19 protein-coding genes, 1 tRNA gene and 1 other annotated feature are annotated in these 22,663 nt (G+C 54.5%); of the genes, 6 read left to right on the top strand and 14 right to left on the bottom strand.

The window, feature by feature from the left end:
- Positions 1 to 21: 21 nt before the first annotated feature.
- The 5 genes from OGM59_03050 to OGM59_03030 all read right to left on the bottom strand — a co-directional run bounded on the left by OGM59_03050 (position 22) and on the right by OGM59_03030 (position 5,235).
- Positions 22 to 681 (bottom strand): sigma-70 family RNA polymerase sigma factor, encoded by a 660-nt coding sequence (locus OGM59_03050; GenBank protein ID UYI91457.1) that lies wholly within the window; start codon positions 679 to 681, stop codon positions 22 to 24.
- Positions 675 to 1,112 carry an anti-sigma F factor gene (spoIIAB, locus tag OGM59_03045; protein ID UYI91456.1) on the bottom strand — a complete coding sequence of 146 codons (438 nt, stop codon included), beginning with the start codon at positions 1,110 to 1,112 and terminating at the stop codon, positions 675 to 677. Before spoIIAB ends, OGM59_03050 begins: the two co-directional genes overlap by 7 nt.
- Positions 1,096 to 1,425, bottom strand: a complete 330-nt coding sequence (locus OGM59_03040; protein UYI91455.1) for an anti-sigma factor antagonist — start codon at positions 1,423 to 1,425, stop codon at positions 1,096 to 1,098. Before OGM59_03040 ends, spoIIAB begins: the two co-directional genes overlap by 17 nt.
- 74 nt (positions 1,426 to 1,499) lie before the next feature.
- Positions 1,500 to 2,585 carry a Mur ligase family protein gene (locus OGM59_03035; GenBank protein UYI91454.1) on the bottom strand — a complete coding sequence of 362 codons (1,086 nt, stop codon included), beginning with the start codon at positions 2,583 to 2,585 and terminating at the stop codon, positions 1,500 to 1,502.
- Positions 2,586 to 2,610: 25 nt separating this feature from the next.
- Positions 2,611 to 5,235 carry a valine--tRNA ligase gene (locus OGM59_03030; GenBank protein ID UYI91453.1) on the bottom strand — a complete coding sequence of 875 codons (2,625 nt, stop codon included), beginning with the start codon at positions 5,233 to 5,235 and terminating at the stop codon, positions 2,611 to 2,613.
- Positions 5,236 to 5,275: 40 nt separating this feature from the next.
- Positions 5,276 to 5,483, bottom strand: a binding site (T-box leader).
- Positions 5,484 to 6,303: 820 nt separating this feature from the next.
- Between OGM59_03030 and OGM59_03025 the strand changes: the two genes are divergently transcribed.
- Positions 6,304 to 6,621 carry a DUF1292 domain-containing protein gene (locus OGM59_03025; protein ID UYI91452.1) on the top strand — a complete coding sequence of 106 codons (318 nt, stop codon included), beginning with the start codon at positions 6,304 to 6,306 and terminating at the stop codon, positions 6,619 to 6,621.
- Between the two features lie 279 nt (positions 6,622 to 6,900).
- Positions 6,901 to 6,983: transfer RNA gene (locus OGM59_03020), tRNA-Leu, on the top strand.
- Positions 6,984 to 7,022: 39 nt separating this feature from the next.
- Here the strand turns inward: OGM59_03020 and OGM59_03015 are convergent.
- The 5 genes from OGM59_03015 to OGM59_02995 are packed head-to-tail and all read right to left on the bottom strand — an operon-like array spanning position 7,023 to position 13,286.
- Positions 7,023 to 8,963, bottom strand: a complete 1,941-nt coding sequence (locus OGM59_03015; protein UYI91451.1) for a YgiQ family radical SAM protein — start codon at positions 8,961 to 8,963, stop codon at positions 7,023 to 7,025.
- A complete protein-coding gene (locus OGM59_03010) occupies positions 8,953 to 11,556 on the bottom strand; it encodes a DNA translocase FtsK (protein UYI91450.1) in 2,604 nt (867 codons plus the stop codon). The genes OGM59_03015 and OGM59_03010 overlap by 11 nt, the downstream gene beginning before the upstream one ends.
- A 24-nt stretch (positions 11,557 to 11,580) precedes the next feature.
- Positions 11,581 to 12,381: a hypothetical protein gene (locus tag OGM59_03005; protein ID UYI91449.1), complete on the bottom strand. Its 801-nt coding sequence runs from the start codon at positions 12,379 to 12,381 to the stop codon at positions 11,581 to 11,583.
- Positions 12,374 to 12,583 carry a hypothetical protein gene (locus OGM59_03000; protein UYI91448.1) on the bottom strand — a complete coding sequence of 70 codons (210 nt, stop codon included), beginning with the start codon at positions 12,581 to 12,583 and terminating at the stop codon, positions 12,374 to 12,376. Before OGM59_03000 ends, OGM59_03005 begins: the two co-directional genes overlap by 8 nt.
- Complete coding sequence (locus OGM59_02995) at positions 12,564 to 13,286, bottom strand: ATP-dependent Clp protease proteolytic subunit (protein ID UYI91447.1); 723 nt, start codon at positions 13,284 to 13,286, stop codon at positions 12,564 to 12,566. The genes OGM59_03000 and OGM59_02995 overlap by 20 nt, the downstream gene beginning before the upstream one ends.
- 188 nt (positions 13,287 to 13,474) lie before the next feature.
- Between OGM59_02995 and OGM59_02990 the strand changes: the two genes are divergently transcribed.
- The 4 genes from OGM59_02990 to OGM59_02975 are packed head-to-tail and all read left to right on the top strand — an operon-like array spanning position 13,475 to position 17,990.
- A complete protein-coding gene (locus tag OGM59_02990; GenBank protein ID UYI91446.1) occupies positions 13,475 to 15,412 on the top strand; it encodes an aconitate hydratase in 1,938 nt (645 codons plus the stop codon).
- A gap of 26 nt (positions 15,413 to 15,438) precedes the next feature.
- On the top strand, positions 15,439 to 16,614 hold the full coding sequence (locus OGM59_02985; protein UYI91445.1) for an isocitrate/isopropylmalate family dehydrogenase: 1,176 nt from the start codon (positions 15,439 to 15,441) through the stop codon (positions 16,612 to 16,614).
- 28 nt (positions 16,615 to 16,642) lie between these two features.
- A complete protein-coding gene (locus OGM59_02980; GenBank protein UYI91444.1) occupies positions 16,643 to 17,296 on the top strand; it encodes a redox-sensing transcriptional repressor Rex in 654 nt (217 codons plus the stop codon).
- Positions 17,297 to 17,300: 4 nt separating this feature from the next.
- Positions 17,301 to 17,990, top strand: a complete 690-nt coding sequence (locus OGM59_02975) for a hypothetical protein (protein UYI91443.1) — start codon at positions 17,301 to 17,303, stop codon at positions 17,988 to 17,990.
- A gap of 112 nt (positions 17,991 to 18,102) precedes the next feature.
- On the opposite strand, the gene OGM59_02970 is transcribed toward OGM59_02975, so the two are convergent.
- From OGM59_02970 to alaS, 4 genes are read right to left on the bottom strand one after another with little or no spacing between them, the layout of a single operon-like run.
- Positions 18,103 to 19,056: an L-lactate dehydrogenase gene (locus tag OGM59_02970; GenBank protein UYI91442.1), complete on the bottom strand. Its 954-nt coding sequence runs from the start codon at positions 19,054 to 19,056 to the stop codon at positions 18,103 to 18,105.
- 33 nt (positions 19,057 to 19,089) lie between these two features.
- Positions 19,090 to 19,632: a phosphoribosyltransferase family protein gene (locus OGM59_02965; protein UYI91441.1), complete on the bottom strand. Its 543-nt coding sequence runs from the start codon at positions 19,630 to 19,632 to the stop codon at positions 19,090 to 19,092.
- Positions 19,629 to 19,967 (bottom strand): histidine triad nucleotide-binding protein, encoded by a 339-nt coding sequence (locus OGM59_02960; GenBank protein UYI91440.1) that lies wholly within the window; start codon positions 19,965 to 19,967, stop codon positions 19,629 to 19,631. The genes OGM59_02965 and OGM59_02960 overlap by 4 nt, the downstream gene beginning before the upstream one ends.
- A gap of 6 nt (positions 19,968 to 19,973) precedes the next feature.
- Complete coding sequence (gene alaS, locus OGM59_02955) at positions 19,974 to 22,604, bottom strand: alanine--tRNA ligase (GenBank protein ID UYI91439.1); 2,631 nt, start codon at positions 22,602 to 22,604, stop codon at positions 19,974 to 19,976.
- Positions 22,605 to 22,663: the final 59 nt, after the last annotated feature.

Raw genomic sequence — 22,663 nt, 5'->3', positions numbered from 1 at the left:
TTTTCTTTATAGCTTTTTGCTTTATCCGTCCATGACCCGGCGCATTTTTTGCAGGACGGCTTTTTCTTTACGGGAGACCTGCACTTGGGACAGACCCAGAATTTCCGCCGTTTTGCACTGGGTCAGACCCTTATAATAGCGCAGCTCCACCAGCATTTGCTCGCTTTTTTCCAGACCGTCCATGGCTTGCAAAACGGTCAGCCGATCAAACAGTTGTTCGCTGTCGTCCACCGGAATATCCAGTGTGGTATCGCCGTCCTCACCGGCACTGTTGATGGACACCGTAGGCTGCATAACACCCACGATCTCCGCCGCCTCTGCCGGGTCGCAAGACAGCAACTCCGCCAGTTCGCCAATGGTCGGCTCCCGCCCCTCCCGGCGCAAAAAGTCCTCCCGCAGTCGCGCGGCGTGGAGCGCCTTTTCCTTAAGCACCCGGCTGACCTTCACGGCGCCGCCGTCCCGAAACAGGCGCTTGATCTCGCCGATGATCACCGGCACTGCATAGGTAGAGAACGCATACCCCAGGGTCGGGTCAAACCGATCCACCGCCTTGATCAGCCCCACACAGCCGGACTGGTACAGATCGTCGTACTCAATGCCCCGCCCGCGAAAGCGATTGGCAACGGTATGCACAAGCCCCAGGTTCTCTCGGATTTGCCGCTCCCGCTCCGCAGTTACCATTTTTGCTTGCCGGTAATGCGTTTTTCCAGCACCACAGTGGTGCCCTTGCCCGGCTTAGAAGTGACTCGCAGCTTGTCGCAAAAGCTCTCCATCACCGTAAAGCCCAGCCCGGCGCGCTCTCCCTCCCCGGTGGTATAAAGCGGGGTCATGGCTTGCGGCACATCGGCGATACCACAGCCCTTGTCCCGCACGGTTACCCGCACCGCCGGCGGATCCAACAGTACCGTATGTATATAGATCTTGCCGCAGCAATCCTTATAGCCATGGACAATGCAGTTGGTCACCGCCTCTGACACGGCGGTTTTCAAGTCCGCCAGCTCCTCCAAGGTAGGATCCAGCGGTGCCGCAAAGGCAGACACCGCCACTCTTGCAAAGCCCTCATTGACACTACGAGCGTCCAAAGTCAAGCGAAATTCATTGGTCTTTTTCATCTTCGTTCTCCTTTATCAGTGCAATGCTCCCCAGCCCCGCCAGCTCCATAATCTTTTTGGTGCGGGCGGTCACATTCTTGATCTCCACCGTGCCTTGATAGCTGTGCACCAGCCGATAGCGACCCATCACCAGCCCAATGCCGCTGGAATCCATAAATGTGACATTCTTAAAATCCAAGATCAGGTGGCCGGGCAGCTTGTCCTGTATGGCGCTGTCGATCTGGCTGCGCACCGCAACGGCGGTATGGTGGTCGATCTCGCCAAACAGATAGGCAATAAGCAAATTGCCGCTGCTCTCTAAAGTTACATTCATACCATCACTCCAAAAAAATACCGGTCTGTTTACACTGTAACAGACCGGTTTTGCAGAATTTGCCGTATTGTGTTTTAGATCAAATCTTTTCTGATCTCCCGTGCTAAATAAAAAGAACCGCAGACCAAAACAAAGTCGCCGTCCGCCTTGGCTGCCGCCAGCGCCCGGTGTGGATTCGGCTCTGCGGTCACATCGGGGCAATACTTTTGCGCCGCCGCCGCCAAATCTTCCGCAGACAATGCACGCCCCATACCGGGCACGGTGGTGGCAATCACTCGACGACACCGGGGCAGCACCTGACAGAGATAACCGTCAATGTCCTTATCCTCCATCATCGCCAGTACGGCAGTGATTGGACGATCCGTAGGCAAACGGAGCAGCAGCGCCGCAGCACCGTCCGGATTGTGGGCGCCGTCCAGTAACAAATTTTCGCCAAAGTGCTCCCGCCGGGCAGGCAACATAGGCAGCCCCGGCGTGGTATCCACTCCCAGCAGGCGCAGCACTTCCCCGGCCACCGCCAAGTCATCCGCAATCGGGTCCCCCTGCTGGGCAGCTTCCGTCACCGGGCAATGCAGCGCACGACACCGCTCCAAAAATACATCTTTGGCGGCAATATGGGGGTACAGTACCACCGGGCAACCGGGCTTGATAATGCCGCTCTTTTCCCGAGCAATGGCTTCTACCGTATCGCCCAAAAACGCCGTATGGTCCAGCGCCACCTTGGCAAAGGCGCACACTGTGGGGTGAGCCAGCACATTGGTGCAATCCCCGGCGCCGCCCATACCGCATTCCACCACAGCGTAATCTACCCCGCAGCGGTAGAAGTACAGATACATCACGGCGGTGATCAGCTCAAATTCCGTCAACGGTTCCTTCGCAAAGACCTCTACGCAGTCCGCAAAGTCCTGCTTGGGAATCATCCAGCCGTCCACAGTGATCTGCTCGCGAAAGTCCGTGACCCAGGGGGAGCTGAACACGCCCACCCTGTACCCGGCACGGCGCAGGCCGTCGGCCACGGCAGCGCAAACGGTGCCCTTGCCGTTGGTGCCCGCCACATGGATCACCTGCAATTTGTTTTGCACACTGCCGGTCTTTTCCATAGCCGCCAACATGCGGGAAAGCCCCGGCTGCACGCCGAGGCTTTGCTTTTGTTTGATCAATTGAATTGCTGCTTCGTAGGTCATTTTACTTGCCCAAATTTTCCAGGGAGGAGCGCAAGTTAGCGATCTTTTCCGTCAGCTTGGCGGCCTCGTCCCGGTTCTGCTGGACCACTTTCTCCGGTGCTTTGTTCACAAAGCCCGGGTTGTCCAGCTTCTTGTTGATAAAGGCCAGCTTTTCCTCGGCAGCAGCCAGTTCCTTTTGCAGGCGCTTGGCCTCCGCCTCAAAGTCCACCAGATCGCCCAGAGGAATATAAATCTTGGCGTCGTTGGTAACAATGGTCACCGTGTTGCCCAGGTCACCAAAGGCGTCTGCGATCTCCACATCGGAAGCATAGGCCAACCGCTTGATAAACTCACTGCCTACGGCGAACACGTCGGAAAAGGCGGTCTCCACATAGACCTTGGACTTTTTGCTGGGGGGGATATTCATCTCCGCCCGGCGGTTACGGATCGCCCGAATGGCGTCCATAATCTTCTCCATCTGGGCTTCCTCATCCGCAAAGGACAGCGTCGGGTCATATTCCGGCCACTTGGAAATCATAATGGACTCCGTATCGTGGGGAATAGCCTGATAAATTTCTTCTGTAATAAAGGGCATAAAGGGGTGCAGCAGCTTCAGGATATCCGTCAACACATACACCAGCACCGCCTTGGCGGTATCGGCGCCCTCGCCGGACTGCAAACGGATCTTGGCGATCTCAATATACCAGTCGCAGAACACATCCCAAATAAAATCATACAGCTTGGCAACAGCGATACCCAGTTCAAACCGCTCCAGGTTGTCCGTCACTTCCTTAGCCAGGGTATTGACCTTGGAGAGAATCCACTTGTCCTCAATAGCCAGATCCTTCGGTAGGCCCGGATAGCTGTAATCATTGCCCAGATACATCAGCACAAAGCGGGCGGCGTTCCACAGCTTGTTTGCAAAGTTGCGGGAGGCCTTTACCTTCTCGTCGGAGAAGCGCATATCGTTGCCCGGCGCATTGCCGGTAGCCAGAGTAAAGCGCAAGGCATCGGCGCCGTACTGGTCGATCACCAGCAGCGGATCAATACCGTTGCCCAGGGACTTACTCATCTTGCGACCCTGTGCGTCACGCACCAGACCGTGGATCAGCACCGTGTGGAAGGGCACCTGGCCCATGTGCTCCACACCGGAGAAGATCATTCTGGCTACCCAGAAGAAGATAATGTCGTAGCCGGTGACCAGCGTATCCGTGGGATAGAAATACTCCAGTTCCTTGGTATCGTCCGGATAACCAAGGGTAGAAAACGGCCACAAGGCGGAGGAGAACCAGGTATCCAGGGTGTCCGGATCCTGGTGCACATGGTTGCTGCCGCACTTAGAGCAAGTATGCACTTCCTGGGCAGACACCATCACCTCACCGCAATCGTCGCAGTAATAGGCGGGAATACGATGACCCCACCACAGCTGGCGAGAGATACACCAGTCCTTAATATTCTCCATCCAGTGGAAGTAGGTCTTGTCAAACCGCTCGGGAACAAACTTCACTTCCCCGTTTCTGACCACCTCCACAGCCGGTTTTGCCAGCGGCTCCATCTTCACGAACCATTGCTTACTAACCCGCGGCTCCACGGTGGTGCCACAGCGGTAGCACGTGCCTACATTGTGGCTGTAATCCTCAATCTCCACCAAAGCGCCCTCGGCTTCCAGGTCCTCGACGATGGCCTTACGAGCCTCGTAGCGATCCATACCGGCGTACTTGGGATAATCATTCACGATCTTGGCGTCCGGGGTCAGAACATTGATGACCTCTAAATTGTGGCGCAGCCCCACCTCAAAGTCGTTGGGGTCGTGAGCCGGGGTGATCTTCACCACGCCAGTACCGAACTCAATATCCACATAATCATCGGCAATCACGGGAATCTCTCTATGCACAATGGGCAGGATCAGGGTCTTGCCAACCATATCTTTATAACGCTCGTCATTGGGGTTCACCGCCACGGCTGTATCGCCCAGCAGGGTCTCCGGTCGGGTGGTGGCCAGCTCCAGGTAGCCGCTGCCGTCCTTAAAGGGATAGCGCAGGTGCCAGAAGTGACCGGCCTGATCCTCGTACTCCACCTCTGCGTCAGAGATCGAGGTCAGGCAGTGGGGGCACCAGTTAATGATGCGCTCGCCCCGGTAAATCAGGCCCTTATCGTACAGCTTGCAAAAGACCTCGCGCACGGCCTTGCTGCATCCCTCGTCCAGAGTGAAACGCTCCCGATCCCAGTCGCAGGAGGAGCCAAGCTTTTTTAGCTGCTCCACAATGCGGCCGCCGTACTGGGCTTTCCACTCCCAGGCGCGCTCCAAGAACTTCTCCCGGCCGATCTCCTCTTTGGTGATGCCCTCTTTGCGCATGGCCTCTACGATCTTGGCCTCCGTTGCAATGGACGCGTGGTCCGTGCCCGGCAGCCACAGGGTCTCGTAACCCTCCATACGGCGCCAGCGGATGAGAATATCCTGCAAAGTCTCGTCCAACGCATGACCCATGTGCAGCTGGCCGGTAATGTTCGGCGGCGGGATCACGATGGTGTAGGGTTTCTTGTCCGGGTTCACCTCAGCGTGAAAATACTTGTGATCGCACCAGAATTTATAGGTGCGGTCTTCCACATTTTGTGGGCTATACTGTTTGTCCAACTCTTTTGCCATATTTTTTTGCTCCTTACAAAAATAAAAAAGCCCCGTCTCATAATGAGACGGAACTGAACTTCCGCGGTACCACTCAAATTGCGCGCCAAAGCGCGCCGCTCTTGCCTTAACGCGGCACACGGGTGCGACTACTGCCTTCACCGCACCGGCTCCCGGACTACCTTCCCGCATTGGGCGCGCCTGTTTGCACCGACCACAAGCTCTCTATGCCGCCGTCATGGGGTACTCCTTCCGTTCTTAGCCGTTTTCTATCGGTATTATAGTACCAAAACCGCCGCCCCTTGTCAAGCGGCAGCCGGGATTTTGCGCCCACAAAAGTATGCAAATCGGTTAAAGAAACCACATATCACTGATAAAACAGCAACAGCCGCAAACAAAAAAACAACTCCGGATGCCTTGCAACACCCGGAGCGTATGTCCACTTATTATTTAGTTTTTATTTTCGGCACATAACGTACACACTGTTTAGCCCATTGGACCGTACCTCGTTTTTTAGATTTTGACAAATATTAAAGTTGAAAAAACGAAATTTACTTCTCCATTGGAATTCACCTGGTCGTAAAATACATCATCTATGAAAGCACCGCCTAGCGGTACTCCCAGGTCACTTGCAGGTGGATGACCGATATATACCTTTACTATTCAGTTGAATCAGCGCCTGCCGTTCCAATCAATCCTGCATGATAACTCTTACTTTGCTCACTTGAGCTTGTGTGCGCCGTGCAATTCCGATTTGCACTCTGTCCATACACAAATCCGTTATACTCTATTGACGAGCGGTACAGGCGGTCTGCTGAAAGGGTTCACTCTCCATTGGACCGACCTCCTTATTAGATTGAACACGCCTTAACTACTTCCTAAGGCTTACCTCCTGTGTTCAACTACATAGTAGCACCAAAGTTGGCAGTTGTCAATAGGTTTTTACATATTTTTTTGATTTTTTGTGCATTACTGATAATGATTTTCCACATTATGCAAAATATGGGATTTGTCCCCCGCCAACCACAAAATAGCCATTGACGGCAATGGGCAAATAGAGTATAATGCAAAAAGAAAGGCGTGAGAACTATGAGCGATAACAAAGAACTGTACGAACCGGACCTGATCTCCGTGACCGACGACGACGGCAACGAGATTGTATTTGAACTGCTGGAGCGATACGAGACGGACGACGATGTGTATGTGGCCATCACCGAGTACCACGATGAGGCGGAAGAAATCGTAGAGGCAGACAACGAGGTCATTATTCTGAAAGTGCTGGAGGAAAACGGCGAGGAATATCTGGCCGAGATCGAGGACGAGATGGAATTTGAGCAGGTCTCCGATATTCTGATGGCTATGGTAGAAAAGAAATATGATGTAGAATATTTTGAGCCGGAGCAGTAAGAATAAAGAACAGAACATCTGTTCTGCCCTTCTCGACAACCGTGTGATTTAATAACCCGAACAATTTTTTACAAGGGTTTCCTGCTCGGTCGGCGGGTATGCAGGCCTCCCCTGCGGGGACGTTGGAAGCACAAAACCGAACGGCGGTCACCCACCTGCTTGAGATGCAGGTTATTCTCGTCACACGGCGGCTGGGCGGAATAAAGAGCGGAGCTTTGCGGCTTCGCTTTTTTTATACTTGATTTTTTTGGCACAAAATGCTAAAATAAGAGCCGTTATGCGGGTATGGTGGAATTGGCAGACACGCAGGATTTAGGTTCCTGTGGGCAACCGTGCAGGTTCGACCCCTGTTACCCGCACCAAAAAGCACGACAGTTTCAGCTGTCGTGCTTTTTTCATTTCTATTTCCTTTTCCCGGATCGGTTGCCATAGGGTTTACGCTTGGTGGACTTTCCGTCAAAGCGATTGTTTCCGCCAACCGGCTTTCCGTAGCCGCGCACGCTCCCCTTTGCTTTACCACCGGAACGGTCATCCGGTCGTCCGCCGGGCGGTGTTGCCGGGATCAAACACTTAGGGCCATTGCCGATCAGATCAGTACGATGGGCTCGACGCAGTGCCTCAGAACAAAGGGCGTAGTTCTTAGGATTATAATACTGAAGCAGTGCCCGCTGAAGTGCCTTGTCGTGGGCGTTCTTGGCCACATAGACCGATTCCATGGTGTACGGATCCACCTCCGTATAGAACATACAGGTGGAGATGGTACCCGGGGTGGGATAAAAGTCCTGCACCTGCTCCGGGCGAATGTGATTTTTCTTTAAGAAACACGCCAGTTCAATGGCATCGTCCAACCGGGAGCCGGGGTGCGAGCTCATCAGATACGGCACCAGGTACTGCTCCTTTTGGATTTGGCCGGTGTAGGTAAAATACCGGCGGGAAAACTCAATATACGCTTCAATATGGGGCTTGCCCATTTTGTCCAGCACCGCAGCGGAGCAGTGCTCCGGTGCCACTTTCAGCTGGCCGCTCACATGGTGCTGCACCAACTCCCGGAAGAAGCTGTCGTCCGGGTCACAAAGCAGATAATCATAGCGAATACCGCTGCGGATAAACACTTTCTTGACTCCATCCACCTGCCGCAGCGCCCGAAGAATGTCCAAATATTCCCGGTGGTCCGCCTGCAAATTGGGGCATGGTTTCGGCGCCAAGCATTTTTTGCCCTTGCACAGGCCGTGCTGCTCCTGCAAGGCGCAGCTGGGGTGGCGGAAGTTGGCGGTGGGGCCGCCCACATCATGAATATAGCCCTTGAAGTCCGGCATTTGGGTAATCTTTTGCGCTTCAATCAGCAGACTTTTTTTGCTGCGAGAGGTCACATAACGCCCTTGATGGAATGCAATGGAACAGAAATTGCAAGCGCCGAAACATCCCCGATTGTGGGTAATGGAAAAGCGCACTTCTTCAATGCCCGGCACACCGCCCAGTTTTTCATAACTGGGATGGTACGCCCGCATATACGGCAGGCTGTACACCCGGTCCAGCTCCGAGGTGGTCAGCGGCTCCATAGGCGGATTTTGCACCACCATCACCTTGCCGTGGCGCTGCTTGAGCAGCTTGCCCCGCACATGATCCTGCTCGTCCTGCTCCAGTCGGCAAGAGCGGGCATATTCCTTTTTAGAGGCACACACATTCTCAAAGGAGGGACACTCTACCCCACCAAAGGGTGTGTCTTTAGTGGGCACCGCATACATGGTGCCCCGAATATCGTGCATACTGCCCAGCGGCTCACCCGCTCGCAGGCGGCGGGCGATCTCCGTTATCTGCTTCTCTCCCATACCGTAGATCAGCAGATCAGCACCGGAGTCCACCAGCGCAGAGGGTCGAATGGCATCGTCCCAATAATCGTAATGCGCAAAGCGGCGCAGGGACGCCTCCAGCCCGCCTAAAATCACCGGACAGTCCGAGTAGGCCTCTTTTGCCAGGCGGGTATACACATTCACCGCCCGATCCGGGCGCTTGCCGTGCTTGCCACCGGCAGTATATGCGTCGTCGTGGCGCAGCTTCTTAGCGGCGGTATAGTGGGCCACCATAGAGTCAATATTCCCGGCAGTGATCAAAAAAGCATACTTGGGCCGTCCGAATTTCTGAAAGTCCCGCACGCTGTGCCAGTCCGGCTGGCTGAGCACCACCACCTTGAACCCCTGGCTCTCCAGCAAGCGGGTAATGATGGCAGCACCAAAGGACGGGTGATCCACATAGGCGTCACCCGTCACATACACAAAATCCGGTTGTTTCCACCCTCGCTCGCGCATTTCTGCCGGAGTAATGGGTAAAAAATCATTCTGCATCGGTTTGGTCCTCATCTGACTCCGCTTCCTCAAAGCGCATTTGCTCAGCGGTCTCTGCATTCATTTTCGGTGCCGGGCCTTGGTTCTGCATTTCCAGCCACTGCTGTTTGTTGATCCGCACTTCACGCTTTTTAGCGCCGTCCTGGGGACCGATGATCCCCTTCTCTTCCAGCTGGTCCATAATTTTTGCCCCGCGGGCATACCCTACGGACAACTTGCGCTGCAAAAAAGAGGTGGACGCGGTGCCGGTCTCCAGCACGATCTCCACCGCTTCCTCAAAGCGGGGATCCAGCTGTTCCGAACTCTCGTCGCCCTCAAAGGGACTTTTTTTATCCTGCACGGCCTTGGCCTCAATCTCTTTTTGAATTTCGTCGCTGTACTGGCTCTCGCCCTGGCTCTTTACAAAATCGCACAGGGACTCCACTTCTTCATCGCTGATATAGCAGCCCTGCACACGAATGGGCTTGGAGGAGCCAATGGGCGCATACAGCATATCGCCGTAGCCCAGCAGCTTCTCGGCGCCGGAGGCGTCCAAAATGGTACGAGAGTCAATCTGCGAGCTGACGGTCAGCGCAATTCGAGACGAAATGTTGGCCTTGATCAGACCGGTAATTACATCTACGGAGGGACGCTGGGTGGCGATCACCAGGTGCATACCCGCTGCACGTGCCATCTGTGCCAAACGGCAGATAGAGTCCTCGATCTCCTTAGGCGCCGCCATCATCAGGTCGGATAACTCATCAATGCAAATGACGATCTTAGGCATGGGCTGCATATCCTCATGCTTCTTCACATATTTGTTATAGCCCTCAATATCCCGTACGCCGGTGTCACTAAAGGTCTGGTAACGCTTGAGCATCTCAGACACAGCCCAGCCTAGCGCACCTGCCGCCTTGCGGGGATCGGTCACCACCGGCACCAACAAATGGGGAATGCCGGAATACTTGCTAAACTCTACTTTTTTAGGGTCAATCAGTACCAACTTCACCTCATCCGGCTTGGCACGATACAAAATAGACACAATAATGCTGTTCATACACACGGACTTACCGGAACCGGTGGTACCGGCGATCAGCAGATGGGGCATCTTTGCCACATCACAGTACACCGCATCGCCGGAAATATCCCGCCCAAGGCCCACAGACAGCATCGACCGCTGCTTGCCAAACTCCGGCGTGTCGATCAGCTCGCGCATAGATACGCCGCTTTTTACGGAATTGGGCACCTCGATACCCACCGCCGCTTTGCCGGGAATGGGGGCCTCAATACGCACATGGGTGGCCGCCAAATTCAGAGCAATATCGTCGGACAAATTGGTGATTTTAGAAATACGCACACCGGCAGCCGGTTTCAGCTCATACCGGGTCACGGTGGGGCCGCGGCTAATGTCCGTAATCGTAGCGTCCACATTAAAGGAATGGAGGGTGTCGATGAGCCGCTCTGCATTGGATTTCAGCTCCCCGCTCACATCTTTTACAGACTTATGCTGGGCAGGGGTCAGCAGGGATACCGGCGGCAGCTTATAATCTGCCACACCCGCTTCCATTTGGGCATCCGTGACGGTAAAGACTTCCGACGGATCCGTTTTCTTCGGATCGGCCTCCTCGGTGGCCTTGTCCACAATCTCATCCAAGGACTTGGCCTTTTCCGGGGCAGACTGTTTTTTCTCTGCTATTTTTTTGCTGTGCTTCTGGTTCAGTTCTTTTACAATACTGTCTGTATCCACAGCGTCCGTATTCTTCTTTTTGCCTTTTTGCGCAGGCGGCTCCTCCGCCTCCTGTTCGCCGGGGGCGTGCGCGTCCAGGGGCACATCAATATTGGCCTGGCGGCGCTCCCGGTACACCTCAATGGCATCCCCTGCCTTTTCATAGGCTTTCTTTGCGGGTTGTGCCGCGCCGTTTAAGAACTGCATCACCGTCAGTCGCGCCAGCAGCATAAAGTCCACCACCAGCAGCACCAAATCCACAATAATGGCCGGTGCCTTGCCAAAGGTCAGCAGTGCCCAACCGATAAGCGCACCGAAAAAGCCGCCGTTAAATTCATAAGGCGCCTGGGTGTAGCCCAACTTCACGCTGTCTGCAAATTTCAACCCGGTAGGGTTCTCAATAATATGGATCAACGCCGCAATCAGCAGCACGATAATTACGCTCTCCACGCCCTTGGCGATCAGCTCTCGGGGAGACACCGGGGACTTTTGTGCTGCTGTCCCCTCTTCCATCGCGCGTTTTTTGGCCTTGTTCTCCTTGTAAGAATAAAGGAGAATGATCGCCACCGCCAGTATGGGAAACAACACGGCCGCCAACATGCCAAACAGCCCTAAGTACACATTATGTACCACTTTCCATGCGCCGTCACCGCCGATCACCGCAACGAAGAAAAAAATCACCGACAAGGCAAAAATTGCCACGCCGACAATACGGCTGATGTTCTCCTGACGCTTGGCGGCAGCCGCTTGGGCTTCCAGCTCCATTTGCTCCCAACGAGCCTGTTCCGCCTTCGTGCGCTTTTTTGGCGCCGGAGCAGTCCCGCGGGCCGCAGCTTTCTTTTCTTCCCGGCGATGACCCCGGGCATTCTTCTTTTGTACATTCGCCATTTTATCTGTCCTTAAAAGCTAAAATTATCGTAAAATCAGTTCAAAAATACCCACCACGGCGCACACACCGGCCAGGGCAAAATCGTAATAGGCAAACGCCTTAAGCTTGCCCCCGTGCAGGATCCACAGCATCAGCTTCACCATAAAATAGGTCACCGCCGCACTGAGTACCACCGCCAAAATACCGGCAATGATATTTACATAAGTCACACAGGTGCAAATTTCCACCACGCCCAGCACCAACAGGGTCAGCACGCTGGACACCGCCGCAAAGCGGTAAGAGATTTTGCGTGCCACGCCCATCATCACGCCCAGGCAGAACAGCGCGCCCATATAGGACAGCCCGGCAATGGGCAGGGAAAAGGCGGAGGCAAACCCCAAAATTAAAGCGGCGTACCAGTCCACATTCTTTTGGGGACCGTGCTTTTTCATTTGCAACAGCGCCAGCAGAATAAGCCCGCCTGTGAGAGCGAAAAACACGCCCTCGTCCAGCAGTGTGCCGTTATAACCCATGCTGCGAAACAGGCCGTACACATTGCCATACTTGCCTGCCGGCACCAACAGCAAAACCATCGGCAAAAAGCCCAGCACCGTGCCGAACATAAACCGGCGTACACCGCCGGGGTTTACAAAGGGATTTTGCTTTGCAAACGCATCTTTGAAAAAGGCGATAAACTCGCCAAACAGCCGCACAAACAGCTTAATGAACACCAAGAAGATACCCAGTGCAATACCAATATGTACCAGCCCGGTCAGCTCGCTGCCATTGCCGCTGAACCGACCGGAAAAATCGTGAAAGATCGCCGAATGCCCACTTTCAGACACCGGGAGTACCCAGGTGACTGCCTGTGCGACGGCTTGAAATATCGCAGTTAAAAACCACATGATCCTGCCCTCCGAACAAAGAAGCGCCCTCCAGACTGTACCCGTTGTTCAGGTAGTCAAAAGGGTTACTGGAGCGGGGCGCCCGGCTGCCCTGCGCCGCCTGGTAGAACACATCCGCCTGGCTAATGACCGTCCACAGCATGGTGCTCCTCCTCAATGGTGCGGTTGAGAAACGCAAGTGCGTCACTAAGACCGCCCATTTGGTCAATGAGCCCGCAGTCCACAGCACCGGCACCGTCCAGCACCGTGCCTACATCCATCACCAGTTCCCCGGTCTTCATCATCAGGGCACGGAAATCGTCTGCGCTGATCTTGGCATTATGCGCAATAAAGCGCACGATCCGATCCTGCATTTTCTCAAAATAAGACAGGGTCTGGGGCACGCCCAGTACCAGGCCGTTCATACGCACCGGGTGCACCGTCATGGTGGCGCTGGGCACAATAAAACTGCGCCGACAAGACACCGCCAGGGGCACGCCGATGGAGTGGCCGCCACCCAGCACCAGAGAGGCGGTGGGCGTTCGCATGGTGGACAACAGCTCTGCAATGGCCAGCCCTGCCTCCACATCGCCGCCCACGGTGTTGAGAATAATCAGCAGGCCCTCTACATCGTCGCTTTCCTCAATGGCCACCAGCTGCGGGATTACATGCTCGTACTTGGTGGTCTTATTTTGACTGGGCAAAATATAGTGGCCCTCGATCTGGCCGATCACCGTTAAGCAGTGAATAAAATGGCCGTCCTTCTGTACCGTGATGGAGCCGGTCTGCAAATTGGGTTGCAGATCTTCCGTCTGAACTTCTTCGTTCTCTATTTCCTTTTCTGTATCCTCGTTTGTGTGCGGCATACCATTCCTCCCGGAATTAGTATGCCCGTTTCTCCACATTCAACGATAATTTTAGCATAAGGCGGGCAGAAATTCAACAATATAATGAAATCTAATTATTAAATCTTTATTCTAATTGACATTGCTGCCGATTTATTATAAAATGGGGTTTGACAATTCTTTGAACAACTCAGGAGGTTTTTTGAACAATGGGTCTTACACTTGCACAAAAATTGATCAAATCCCACCTGGTCGAGGGTGAAATGATCCCCGGACAGGAAATTGGGCTGAAAATTGACCAAACCCTTACGCAGGACGCAACCGGTACCATGGCGTACCTGGAATTCGAGGCTATGGGGGTCGATCGGGTCAAAACCGAGCGCTCCGTGGCGTACATCGACCACAACACCCTGCAAACCGGCTTTGAGAACGCCGACGACCACAGATACATTCAGACCGTGACGAAGAAGCATGGCATTTACTTCTCCCGCCCAGGCAACGGCATTTGCCACCAGGTGCATCTGGAGCGCTTTGGCATTCCGGGCAAAACCTTGATCGGCTCTGACAGCCACACCCCCACCGGCGGCGGTATCGGTATGCTGGCTATGGGCGCAGGTGGTATGGATGTGGCCGTAGCCATGGGCGGCGGCACCTACTATATCCCCATGCCCACCATGACCCGCATCAATCTGACCGGCTACTTAAAGCCCTGGGTCTCTGCCAAAGATGTGATCCTGGAAGTGCTGCGCCGTATGACCGTTAAAGGCGGCGTCGGCAAGATCATTGAGTACGGCGGCGAGGGCGTAAAGACCCTGTCCGTACCGGAGCGCGCCACCATCACCAACATGGGTGCGGAGCTGGGCGCTACCACCTCCATCTTCCCCTCTGACGAGATCACCCTGGCGTTTCTGAAAGCCCAGGACCGCGCAGACGACTGGACGGAGATTCTGCCGGATCCGGACGCGCAGTATGACGAAGTGATCAATATTGACCTGTGCGCACTGGAGCCCATGGCTGCCTGCCCGCACATGCCCGATAAAGTCAAGACCACCGAGGAGATCGGCAAGATCAAGGTGGATCAGGTAGCCATCGGCTCCTGCACCAACTCCTCTTTTGTGGATATGATGAAAGTTGCCAAGATCTTGAAAGGCAAAACCGTGTGCCCCACCGTTTCCCTTTGCATTGCCCCCGGCTCCAAGCAGGTTCTGAATATGCTGGCTATGAACGGCGCACTGGGTGATATGATCGGCGCCGGCGCCCGCATTCTGGAGTCTGCCTGCGGTCCGTGTATTGGTATGGGTCAATCCCCCAACAGCGGTGGCATCTCCCTGCGTACCTTTAACCGGAACTTTGAAGGCCGCAGCGGCACAAAGGACGCCGGTATCTACCTGGTATCTCCGGAAGTGGCGGCAGCCTCCGCCCTCACCGGTTATCTGACCGATCCCCGGGATCTGGGCGAGGCTCCCACGGTGGAAATGCCGGAGCACTTTACCATTAACGATAATATGATTGAGCCCCCGGCCGGTCCGGAGGAAGCCGCCAGCATAGAGGTGCTGCGCGGGCCCAACATCAAGCCCTTCCCCAAAACCGAACCGCTGCCGGAGAGCATTACCGCTAAGGCTGTGCTGAAAGTGGGCGACAATATCACCACTGACCACATTATGCCCGCAGGCGCCAAGATCCTGCCCTACCGTTCCAACATTCCGCACCTGAGTCAGTTCTGCTTCGGCGTGTGCGATGAGAGCTTCCCGGAGCGCATTAAAGCCGAGGGCAAAGGCATCATCATCGGCGGCGCCAACTATGGCCAAGGCTCCTCTCGTGAGCACGCGGCACTTGTACCCCTGTACCTGGGTGTTAAAGCGGTCATCACCAAGTCCTTCGCCCGTATCCATGTGGCAAACCTGGTCAACGCCGGTATTCTGCCTTTCACCTTTGCCAATGAGGCAGATTATGATCGCATTGACCAGATGGATCAGCTGGAACTGGCAGACATTCGCACCGCTATGGAGAACAACACCCCGGTGGTACTGAAGAACCTGACCAAGAATGAGAAATACCCCCTGGACGCCAGCCACCTGTCTGCCCGTCAGCGCGCCATGCTGCTGTGCGGCGGTCTGCTGGACTACACCAGAGAGAGCAATAAATAAGCAATTTTACAGATTGGAGAACCGTTATGACTGATGAGAAACAAGCCATTGACGCGGCAGTAGAACAGTTCCGCTCCCTGATGGAGAGCCAGCTGGCCCGCGCCAAGAGAATTCGTGAGGATAAGGACTTTACCGACTTTGACGCGCTGGACACCATTGTGATCGGTATTTGCGGCGGCGACGGTATCGGCCCCGTCATTACCAAGGAGAGCGAGCGTGTGCTGTCTTTCCTATTGAAAGACGAAGTGGCCAGCGGCAAGATCCAGTTTAAGGAGATCGACGGCCTGACCATTGAGAACCGTGCAGCCTGCAACAAGGCCATTCCGGACGATGTGCTGGCCCAGCTGAAAGCCTGCAATGTAATTTTGAAAGGCCCCACCACCACGCCCCGCGCCGGGGATCCGTGGCCCAATGTGGAGTCTGCCAATGTGGCAATGCGTAAAGAGCTGGACCTGTTTGCCAATATGCGCCCGGTTAAGGTGCCGGAACAGGGCATTGACTGGACCTTCTTTCGTGAGAATACCGAGGGCGGCTATGCCATCGGCTCTTACGGCGTGAACATCACTGACGACCTGGCCGTGGACTTTACTGTGGCCACGCGGGAAGGCTGCGAGCGTATTGCCCGCTTGGCCTACGACTACGCCCAAAAGAACCACAAGGGTAAGGTATCCATCATTACCAAAGCCAACATCATCAAGACCACCGACGGCAAGTTCTTAAAGACTGCCCAGATGATCGGCCAGGAGTACCCGGAAATCGTCACCGACGACTGGTATATAGATATTACCACCGCCAAGCTGATCGACCCCATGCGCCGCAAGGACTTTAAGGTCTTTGTGCTGCCCAACCTGTACGGCGACATTATCACCGACGAGGCTGCCGAGTTCCAGGGCGGCGTCGGCACTGCCGGTTCTGCAAACATCGGTAAGAAGTATGCGATGTTTGAGGCCATTCACGGCTCCGCACCCCGCATGATCAAAGAGGGCCGCGGCCAGTACGCTGACCCCTGCTCCATGCTGCGTGCCACCGTTATGCTGCTGTCCCACATTGGGTACCAAAAGCAGGCGGACGCTCTGGAGGCTGCGCTGGACAAGTGCATGTTTGAAGAAAAGAAGCTGGTAATCACCGGCCGTGCGGACGGCTGCACCTGCAGCGAATTTGGCGACTATGTGATGGACACCATCACCCGGATGACCAAATAAAATCGTTCTTTTGAGAGGGATGAACCCTATGGAAAAAAGAGAAAATATATCCATGTCCATCATCAAGCGTCTGCCCCGATACTACCGATTTTTGCAGAGTTTGAAGGACAATGGCATTGTACGCATCAGCTCCAAGGAGCTGGCGGACCGTATGGGTCTGACTGCCTCCCAAATTCGCCACGACTTTAACAGCTTTGGGGGATTTGGCCAGCAGGGTTACGGCTACAATGTGCCGGAACTGCAAAAACGCATTGGCGAAATTCTGTGTGTGGATAAAGAATTAAAAACCATTTTGATCGGTGCCGGCAACCTGGGTAAGGCGGTATCCAACAAGATCTTTATCCGGCAGAGCGGCTTTAAGCTCATTGGCATTTTTGACAAGAACGAAGCCATCTGCGGCAACATGATCAAGGGCATTCCTGTGCGCCACATCAATTATTTGGAGAACTTCTGTATTGATAACCAGCCGGTGTGCGCCGTAATCTGTATTCCCGGCAGCGATATGCAGGAGATCACGGATATGCTGGTGCGCCTGGGCGTGCGGGCCTTTTGGAACTTTAGCAATTACGACATTGCCATGGCTCACCCGGAGGTGCTGGTGGAGAATGTGCACCTGAATGACAGTCTGATGACCCTGGGCTACCTGACCAACACCTCTATGGCAGAGGACGAAGCGAGGTAACACAGTGAAACAGATTAGCACAAAAGAGATCGTAGATCTGTTTGCCTACAACAAGGATTCTGCGGTTTTGGTAGAGAAACGCCCCCTGCCCGGCAATGCCCAATACAAGGTGAACTACTCGGTGGTAAACTTTGCCACAGGCGAGCAGGAAGTGATCACCAAAAGCGCCTACCTGCTGCGCAAATTTGGCTCTGCGTTCCAAAAAATCAGTACCGAGATTCCCAACTTTGTACAGTGCGACGCGGCGGTGCTCTATGACCGGCGGGTGCTGGTAATCTACCCCAACGGCGAGGCCGGTATTTTTGACCGAGAGGGCACGCTGGAGTGGAACGGTATGTTCCAGTACCACGACGCCCCGGTGAAGCACCTGGCGCTGGAGGAGAAGTATTTTTGGAGCGTTTGTCCCGGCGAGAATGCGGTGATTCGCTACGCCTGCCAAAATATGAAGGTAGACCTGCGCATTGGCGGCAAGGACGCCCAAACCTTTGTTAACCCCCAGCATATCTGCCAGTACAACGGCGACCTGTATGTGGCCTGCGGCGGCAACAAAATCCGTAAGATCGATGGTATGGACTATACCGTGTCTGACTACCGCACCTTTTCCCAGCAGGTCAAACGGTATCACAAATTCGGCCAGTACGCCCTGGTGGTGCTGGAAAGCGGCACCTACCTGGTGGACGAAACCAAAGAATGACCCTTACATAAAAACAAGGCATACACCCGCAGGTGTATGCCTTGTTTTTATGCCATTTAGGGCGCAAAAAAGCCGCAGGCAATGCCTGCGGCTATCTTATTTCATTACAGTTTTACTCTCTGTCCATACCGATCTCCTCGATCATCTCGTGGATCACATCGGCAGAGGCGGCAAACTTGGCTTTTTCTTCCTCATTCAAGTCCATTTGGAGCACCTCACGCACACCGTTGCGATTCACCACCGCAGGCACGCCGATATAAATGCCCCGCTGACCGTACTCCCCTTTCAGGTACGCAGACACGGTAAAGATAGAATTCTCATCAAAAAGGATGGCACGGGTCAATCGTGCCAGCACCATACCGATACCGTAATAAGTGGCCTTCTTGGCCTTGATGATGGCATAAGCGGACTCCTTTACATCCACGGCGATCTGCTTCATATCCTCATCCAGTGCAGGATGCGTGGCCTTAAAGTCGTCCAAAGGTTTTACGCTGATCAGCGCCTGGCTCCAGGGCACGAACTCCGAGTCCCCATGCTCGCCGATCACATAAGCGTGCACATTGCGGGGGTTCACATGGAAATAATCGCTCATCATATGGCGCAAGCGAGCGCTGTCCAACGAAGTGCCGGAGCCCACCACTCGATTGGCCGGAAAGCCGGACAAGGTATAGACCACCTGGGTCATAATATCCACCGGGTTAGAGGCCACCAGGAAAACGCCGTTAAAGCCGCTGGCAATAATGGGCTGCACAATGGAGCTGAAAACCTTGTAGTTCTTTTGCAGCAGATCCCGGCGACTCTCACCGGGCAGCTGGGGCGCACCGGCACAGATCACAACCAGATCTGCGTCGCTGCAGTCGCTGTACTCCCCTGCTTTGATTTTCATGGAACTGGGCGCAAAGGGCAGACCGTGAGACAGATCCGCCGCCTCGCCCCAAGCGCGCTCCTTGTTGATGTCGATCAGTACCAACTCATCGCAAATATTCTGGTTCAGCAGCGCATAAGCAAAACTCATACCTACCATACCAACGCCTACAATGGCCACTTTCTTCTTATCTGACAACATTTGAATACCTCCCAAAGGACCGCCTCTGCTCTATTATTTGAAGAACAAAGGTAATTTTTCCAGGAAAATAATGTCTTTCCGATCGGCAGCGTCACCCTCAGCCAAGGGCGCGGCGCTGGCCACGATATTTGCACCGAACAGAGCCACCAGTTGCCGCAGCGCCTTTAAGCTGTCTCCGGTGGAGATCACATCATCCAACAGTAACACGCGCTTGCCGTCCAGCAGATCACCGTCCTCATGACCCAGGTACAGGGTCTGCTCCTTTTGGGTGGTGATGGAATGGACGGTTACCTTCTCTGGTCGGTCCATATACACCTTAACGCCCTTGCGAGCCACAATGTATTTTTTGCCGCTTTGGCGGCTCATTTCGTAAGCCAGCGGAATACTCTTGGCCTCCGGAGTCACAATATAGTCAAATTCCGGTACCTTTTTCAGCAGTTCTTCAGCGCAAGCCTTGGTTAGCTCCACATCACCAAAAAAGATAAAGGCCGCAATGTCCATACTGTCAGACACGGGGAAGCGCTTTAGCTGCCGCTCCAGCCCGGCAATATGTAAGGTGTAATATGCGTCACTCATAAAATCTTCTCCCCCAGTTCCGTACCGCCGATCACATGGAAATGCAGGTGCATCACGCTTTGCCCTGCATCCGCCCCACAGTTGGAGATCACCCGGTAAGAGGTAATCCCCTGGGACGCTGCGATCTGCGGGATCGTTTCAAAAATATGGGCAACCACGGCACTGTTGTCTGCCGTGATGGCGTTTACATTCTCAATATGTGCTTTAGGCACCACAAGAAAGTGCACCGGTGCCACCGGGTTCAGATCCTTAAAGGCCAGAATTTGATCATCCTCATACACCTTGGTGGAGGGAATATTGCCGCTGACGATCTCACAAAACACACACATTTGCATTGCTCCTTACTGGATCATATCCCGTACCAGCGCAGCAGCCTGAGCCATTGCATCCGGCAATTTGTCTACATTCTTACAACCGGCCATGGCGCTGTCCGGGCGACCGCCGCCGCCACCGCCGGCCAGTTTGGCAATCTCACGCACCACATCGCCGGCCTTTACGCCGCGGGCAATGGCTTCCTTGCCGCAAACGGCAACGATATTGGCTTTTTCGCCGTTAACACCGGCCACCACAGCCACCACATTGTCGCCTTTGTTCTTTAATTCATCGCCCATAGAACGCAGCGCGTCCGGAGCCACATCCGTCAAAGTGGCGGTATAGAATGCCAGACCGTCCAGGTCAACTGGAGCGGCGAACAGGTCTGCACTCTTTAAGTGCGCCAATTCCTCTTTCAGGCTCTTGATCTCCTTGTCTTTGGCCTTATCGCTGTCTGCCAAGGCGGCCAGCTTTTCCGGCAGGTCATGAACGGCGCTCCTCAGCATTGCCGCAGCGCCGGACAGCATACCGTCCGCCTGATAAATATGAACCAGTACATTGTTGCCGGTGAGTGCCGTAATGCGGCGCACGCCGGAGGCCACAGAGGCCTCGCTGACAATATGGAACAGGCCGATCTGGCCGCTGTTGTTTACATGGGTACCGCCGCAGAACTCGGTGGAGAAATCGCCGGCCTTGACCACCCGCACAATGTTGCCGTACTTCTCGCCAAAGAGCATCATAGCCCCCAGCTTCTTGGCCTCATCAATGGGCATCTCCATGCTCTCTACCGGGTGGGCGCCCATAATAAAGGCGTTAACCAGGTGCTCCACTTTCAGCAGCTCATCCCGGGTCATGGCGTTAAAGTGGGTAAAGTCAAAGCGCACTTCTCGCTCATCTACCAGCTGACCGGCCTGCTCCACATGAGTGCCCAACACCTGGCGCAGGGCAGCCTGCAATAGGTGCGCAGCCGTGTGGTTGCGCATAATGCTGCGGCGGCGCTCGGCATTGATCTCCGCCTGTACCGTATCACCCACGCTGACAATGCCGCGGGTCACTTCGCCGCGGTGCAGAAAGATCTTGTCCGCATTCTTCACAGTATCCGCCACGATAAAGGCATTGTCCGCGCCGTTCTTGATCACGCCGCTGTCGCCTACCTGGCCGCCGGACTGGGCATAAAACGGGGTCTTATCCAGCACCAGCGTGCCGCTATCCCCGGCACCCAGCATGTCTACCAACTCGCCGTCTGCATTCACAATAGCCAGCACCTTAGCATCGCAGGCAAAGTCTGTATAACCCACAAAGTCCGTGGCCGATGCATTGATTTTTACGCTATTGCCCTTCCAAGCGTCTGCACCGGCGTCCTTACGGGCGGCACGGGCGGTTGCTTTTTGGGCAGCCAGCAAGGCGTTGAACTTATCTTCATCCACGGTAATGCCCTTTTCCTCCAAAATATCCTTGGTCAGGTCCAGGGGGAAGCCGAAGGTGTCGTTCAGCTTAAAGGCGTCCTCGCCGGAGAACACATTGCCATCCAACTTGCTGATATATTCGTCCAGCATAGCCAAACCGGCGTCAATGGTCTTGCCAAAGGACTCCTCCTCAGACAGAATGATCTTTTTGATCAGCTCTGCCTTATCGGCCAGCTCCGGGTACGCCACATGGTTCTCATGGATCACCGTGTCGCACACTTTATACAGGAACGGTTCGTTCACGCCCAGCAATCTGCCGTGGCGGCAAGCCCGACGGATCAGGCGGCGCAGCACATAGCCCCGGCCGTTGTTGGACGGAATTACGCCGTCGCCGATCATAAAGGTGGCGGAACGCACATGGTCGGTAATGACGCGCAGGGACACATCCTTTTGCGCGTCCTCATGGTATTTGGCACCGGAGATCTCGCTGATCTTCTTCATAATGTTCTGCACGGTGTCCACTTCAAAAATATTGTCCACACCCTGGAGAATACAGGCCAGACGCTCCAAACCCATACCGGTATCAATATTCTTCTGCTTCAGCTCCGTGTAATTGCCGTTGCCGTCGTTATTGAACTGGCTAAACACATTGTTCCAAAACTCAACATACCGGTCGCACTCGCAGCCGGGGCCGCAATCCGGAGAGCCGCAGCCATACTTTTCGCCACGGTCAAAATAAATCTCCGAGCAGGGGCCGCAGGGGCCGGAGCCGTGCTCCCAAAAGTTGTCTTCCTTGCCCAGACGCACAATGTGGCTGGGATCAACGCCGTTTTGCTTTGTCCAAATCTCGAAAGCCTCGTCGTCGTCCTGATAAATGGTCACATACAGCTTGTCCTCCGGCATTTCCAGCACCTTGGTGCAGAACTCCCAGGCCCAAGCGGTGGCCTCTTTCTTAAAATAATCGCCAAAGGAGAAGTTGCCCAGCATTTCAAAGAAGGTGCCGTGACGGTCCGTTTTACCCACCTGCTCAATATCCGGGGTGCGAATGCACTTTTGGCAAGTTGTCACCCGGGTTCTGGGGGGTGTGACCTCGCCGGTAAAGTACTTTTTCATGGGAGCCATACCGGAGTTGATCAGCAGCAGGCTGTTATCCCCCTGGGGCACCAGCGAAAAGCTGGGCAGCCGCAGGTGGCCCTTGCTCTCAAAGAAAGACAGGTACTTCTCTCTCAAGTCGTTTAATGATGTCCATTCCATATCTAAAATTCACCTTTGAATAGATTTGTTACAAAAGGGCAAAGGGCACCCACCGGGTG

The sequence above is a fragment of the Oscillospiraceae bacterium genome, from assembly GCA_025757685.1.
Taxonomy (GTDB): domain Bacteria; phylum Bacillota; class Clostridia; order Oscillospirales; family Acutalibacteraceae; genus CAG-217.
Note: the sequence above shows the minus strand (reverse complement) of the source record. Positions and strands in the feature narration are given on the sequence as shown.

Excerpts from the sequence above, each read along its gene's own strand:
- OGM59_03050 (UYI91457.1), bottom strand. The coding sequence starts at position 681 with ATGGTAACTGCGGAGCGGGAGCGGCAAATCCGAGAGAACCTGGGGCTT.
- spoIIAB (UYI91456.1), bottom strand. The coding sequence starts at position 1,112 with ATGAAAAAGACCAATGAATTTCGCTTGACTTTGGACGCTCGTAGTGTC.
- OGM59_03040 (UYI91455.1), bottom strand. The coding sequence starts at position 1,425 with ATGAATGTAACTTTAGAGAGCAGCGGCAATTTGCTTATTGCCTATCTG.
- OGM59_03030 (UYI91453.1), bottom strand. The coding sequence starts at position 5,235 with ATGGCAAAAGAGTTGGACAAACAGTATAGCCCACAAAATGTGGAAGAC.
- OGM59_03025 (UYI91452.1), top strand. The coding sequence starts at position 6,304 with ATGAGCGATAACAAAGAACTGTACGAACCGGACCTGATCTCCGTGACC.
- OGM59_03015 (UYI91451.1), bottom strand. The coding sequence starts at position 8,963 with ATGCAGAATGATTTTTTACCCATTACTCCGGCAGAAATGCGCGAGCGA.
- OGM59_03010 (UYI91450.1), bottom strand. The coding sequence starts at position 11,556 with ATGGCGAATGTACAAAAGAAGAATGCCCGGGGTCATCGCCGGGAAGAA.
- OGM59_03000 (UYI91448.1), bottom strand. The coding sequence starts at position 12,583 with ATGCTGTGGACGGTCATTAGCCAGGCGGATGTGTTCTACCAGGCGGCG.
- OGM59_02995 (UYI91447.1), bottom strand. The coding sequence starts at position 13,286 with ATGCCGCACACAAACGAGGATACAGAAAAGGAAATAGAGAACGAAGAA.
- OGM59_02990 (UYI91446.1), top strand. The coding sequence starts at position 13,475 with ATGGGTCTTACACTTGCACAAAAATTGATCAAATCCCACCTGGTCGAG.
- OGM59_02985 (UYI91445.1), top strand. The coding sequence starts at position 15,439 with ATGACTGATGAGAAACAAGCCATTGACGCGGCAGTAGAACAGTTCCGC.
- OGM59_02980 (UYI91444.1), top strand. The coding sequence starts at position 16,643 with ATGGAAAAAAGAGAAAATATATCCATGTCCATCATCAAGCGTCTGCCC.
- OGM59_02970 (UYI91442.1), bottom strand. The coding sequence starts at position 19,056 with ATGTTGTCAGATAAGAAGAAAGTGGCCATTGTAGGCGTTGGTATGGTA.
- OGM59_02965 (UYI91441.1), bottom strand. The coding sequence starts at position 19,632 with ATGAGTGACGCATATTACACCTTACATATTGCCGGGCTGGAGCGGCAG.
- OGM59_02960 (UYI91440.1), bottom strand. The coding sequence starts at position 19,967 with ATGCAAATGTGTGTGTTTTGTGAGATCGTCAGCGGCAATATTCCCTCC.
- alaS (UYI91439.1), bottom strand. The coding sequence starts at position 22,604 with ATGGAATGGACATCATTAAACGACTTGAGAGAGAAGTACCTGTCTTTC.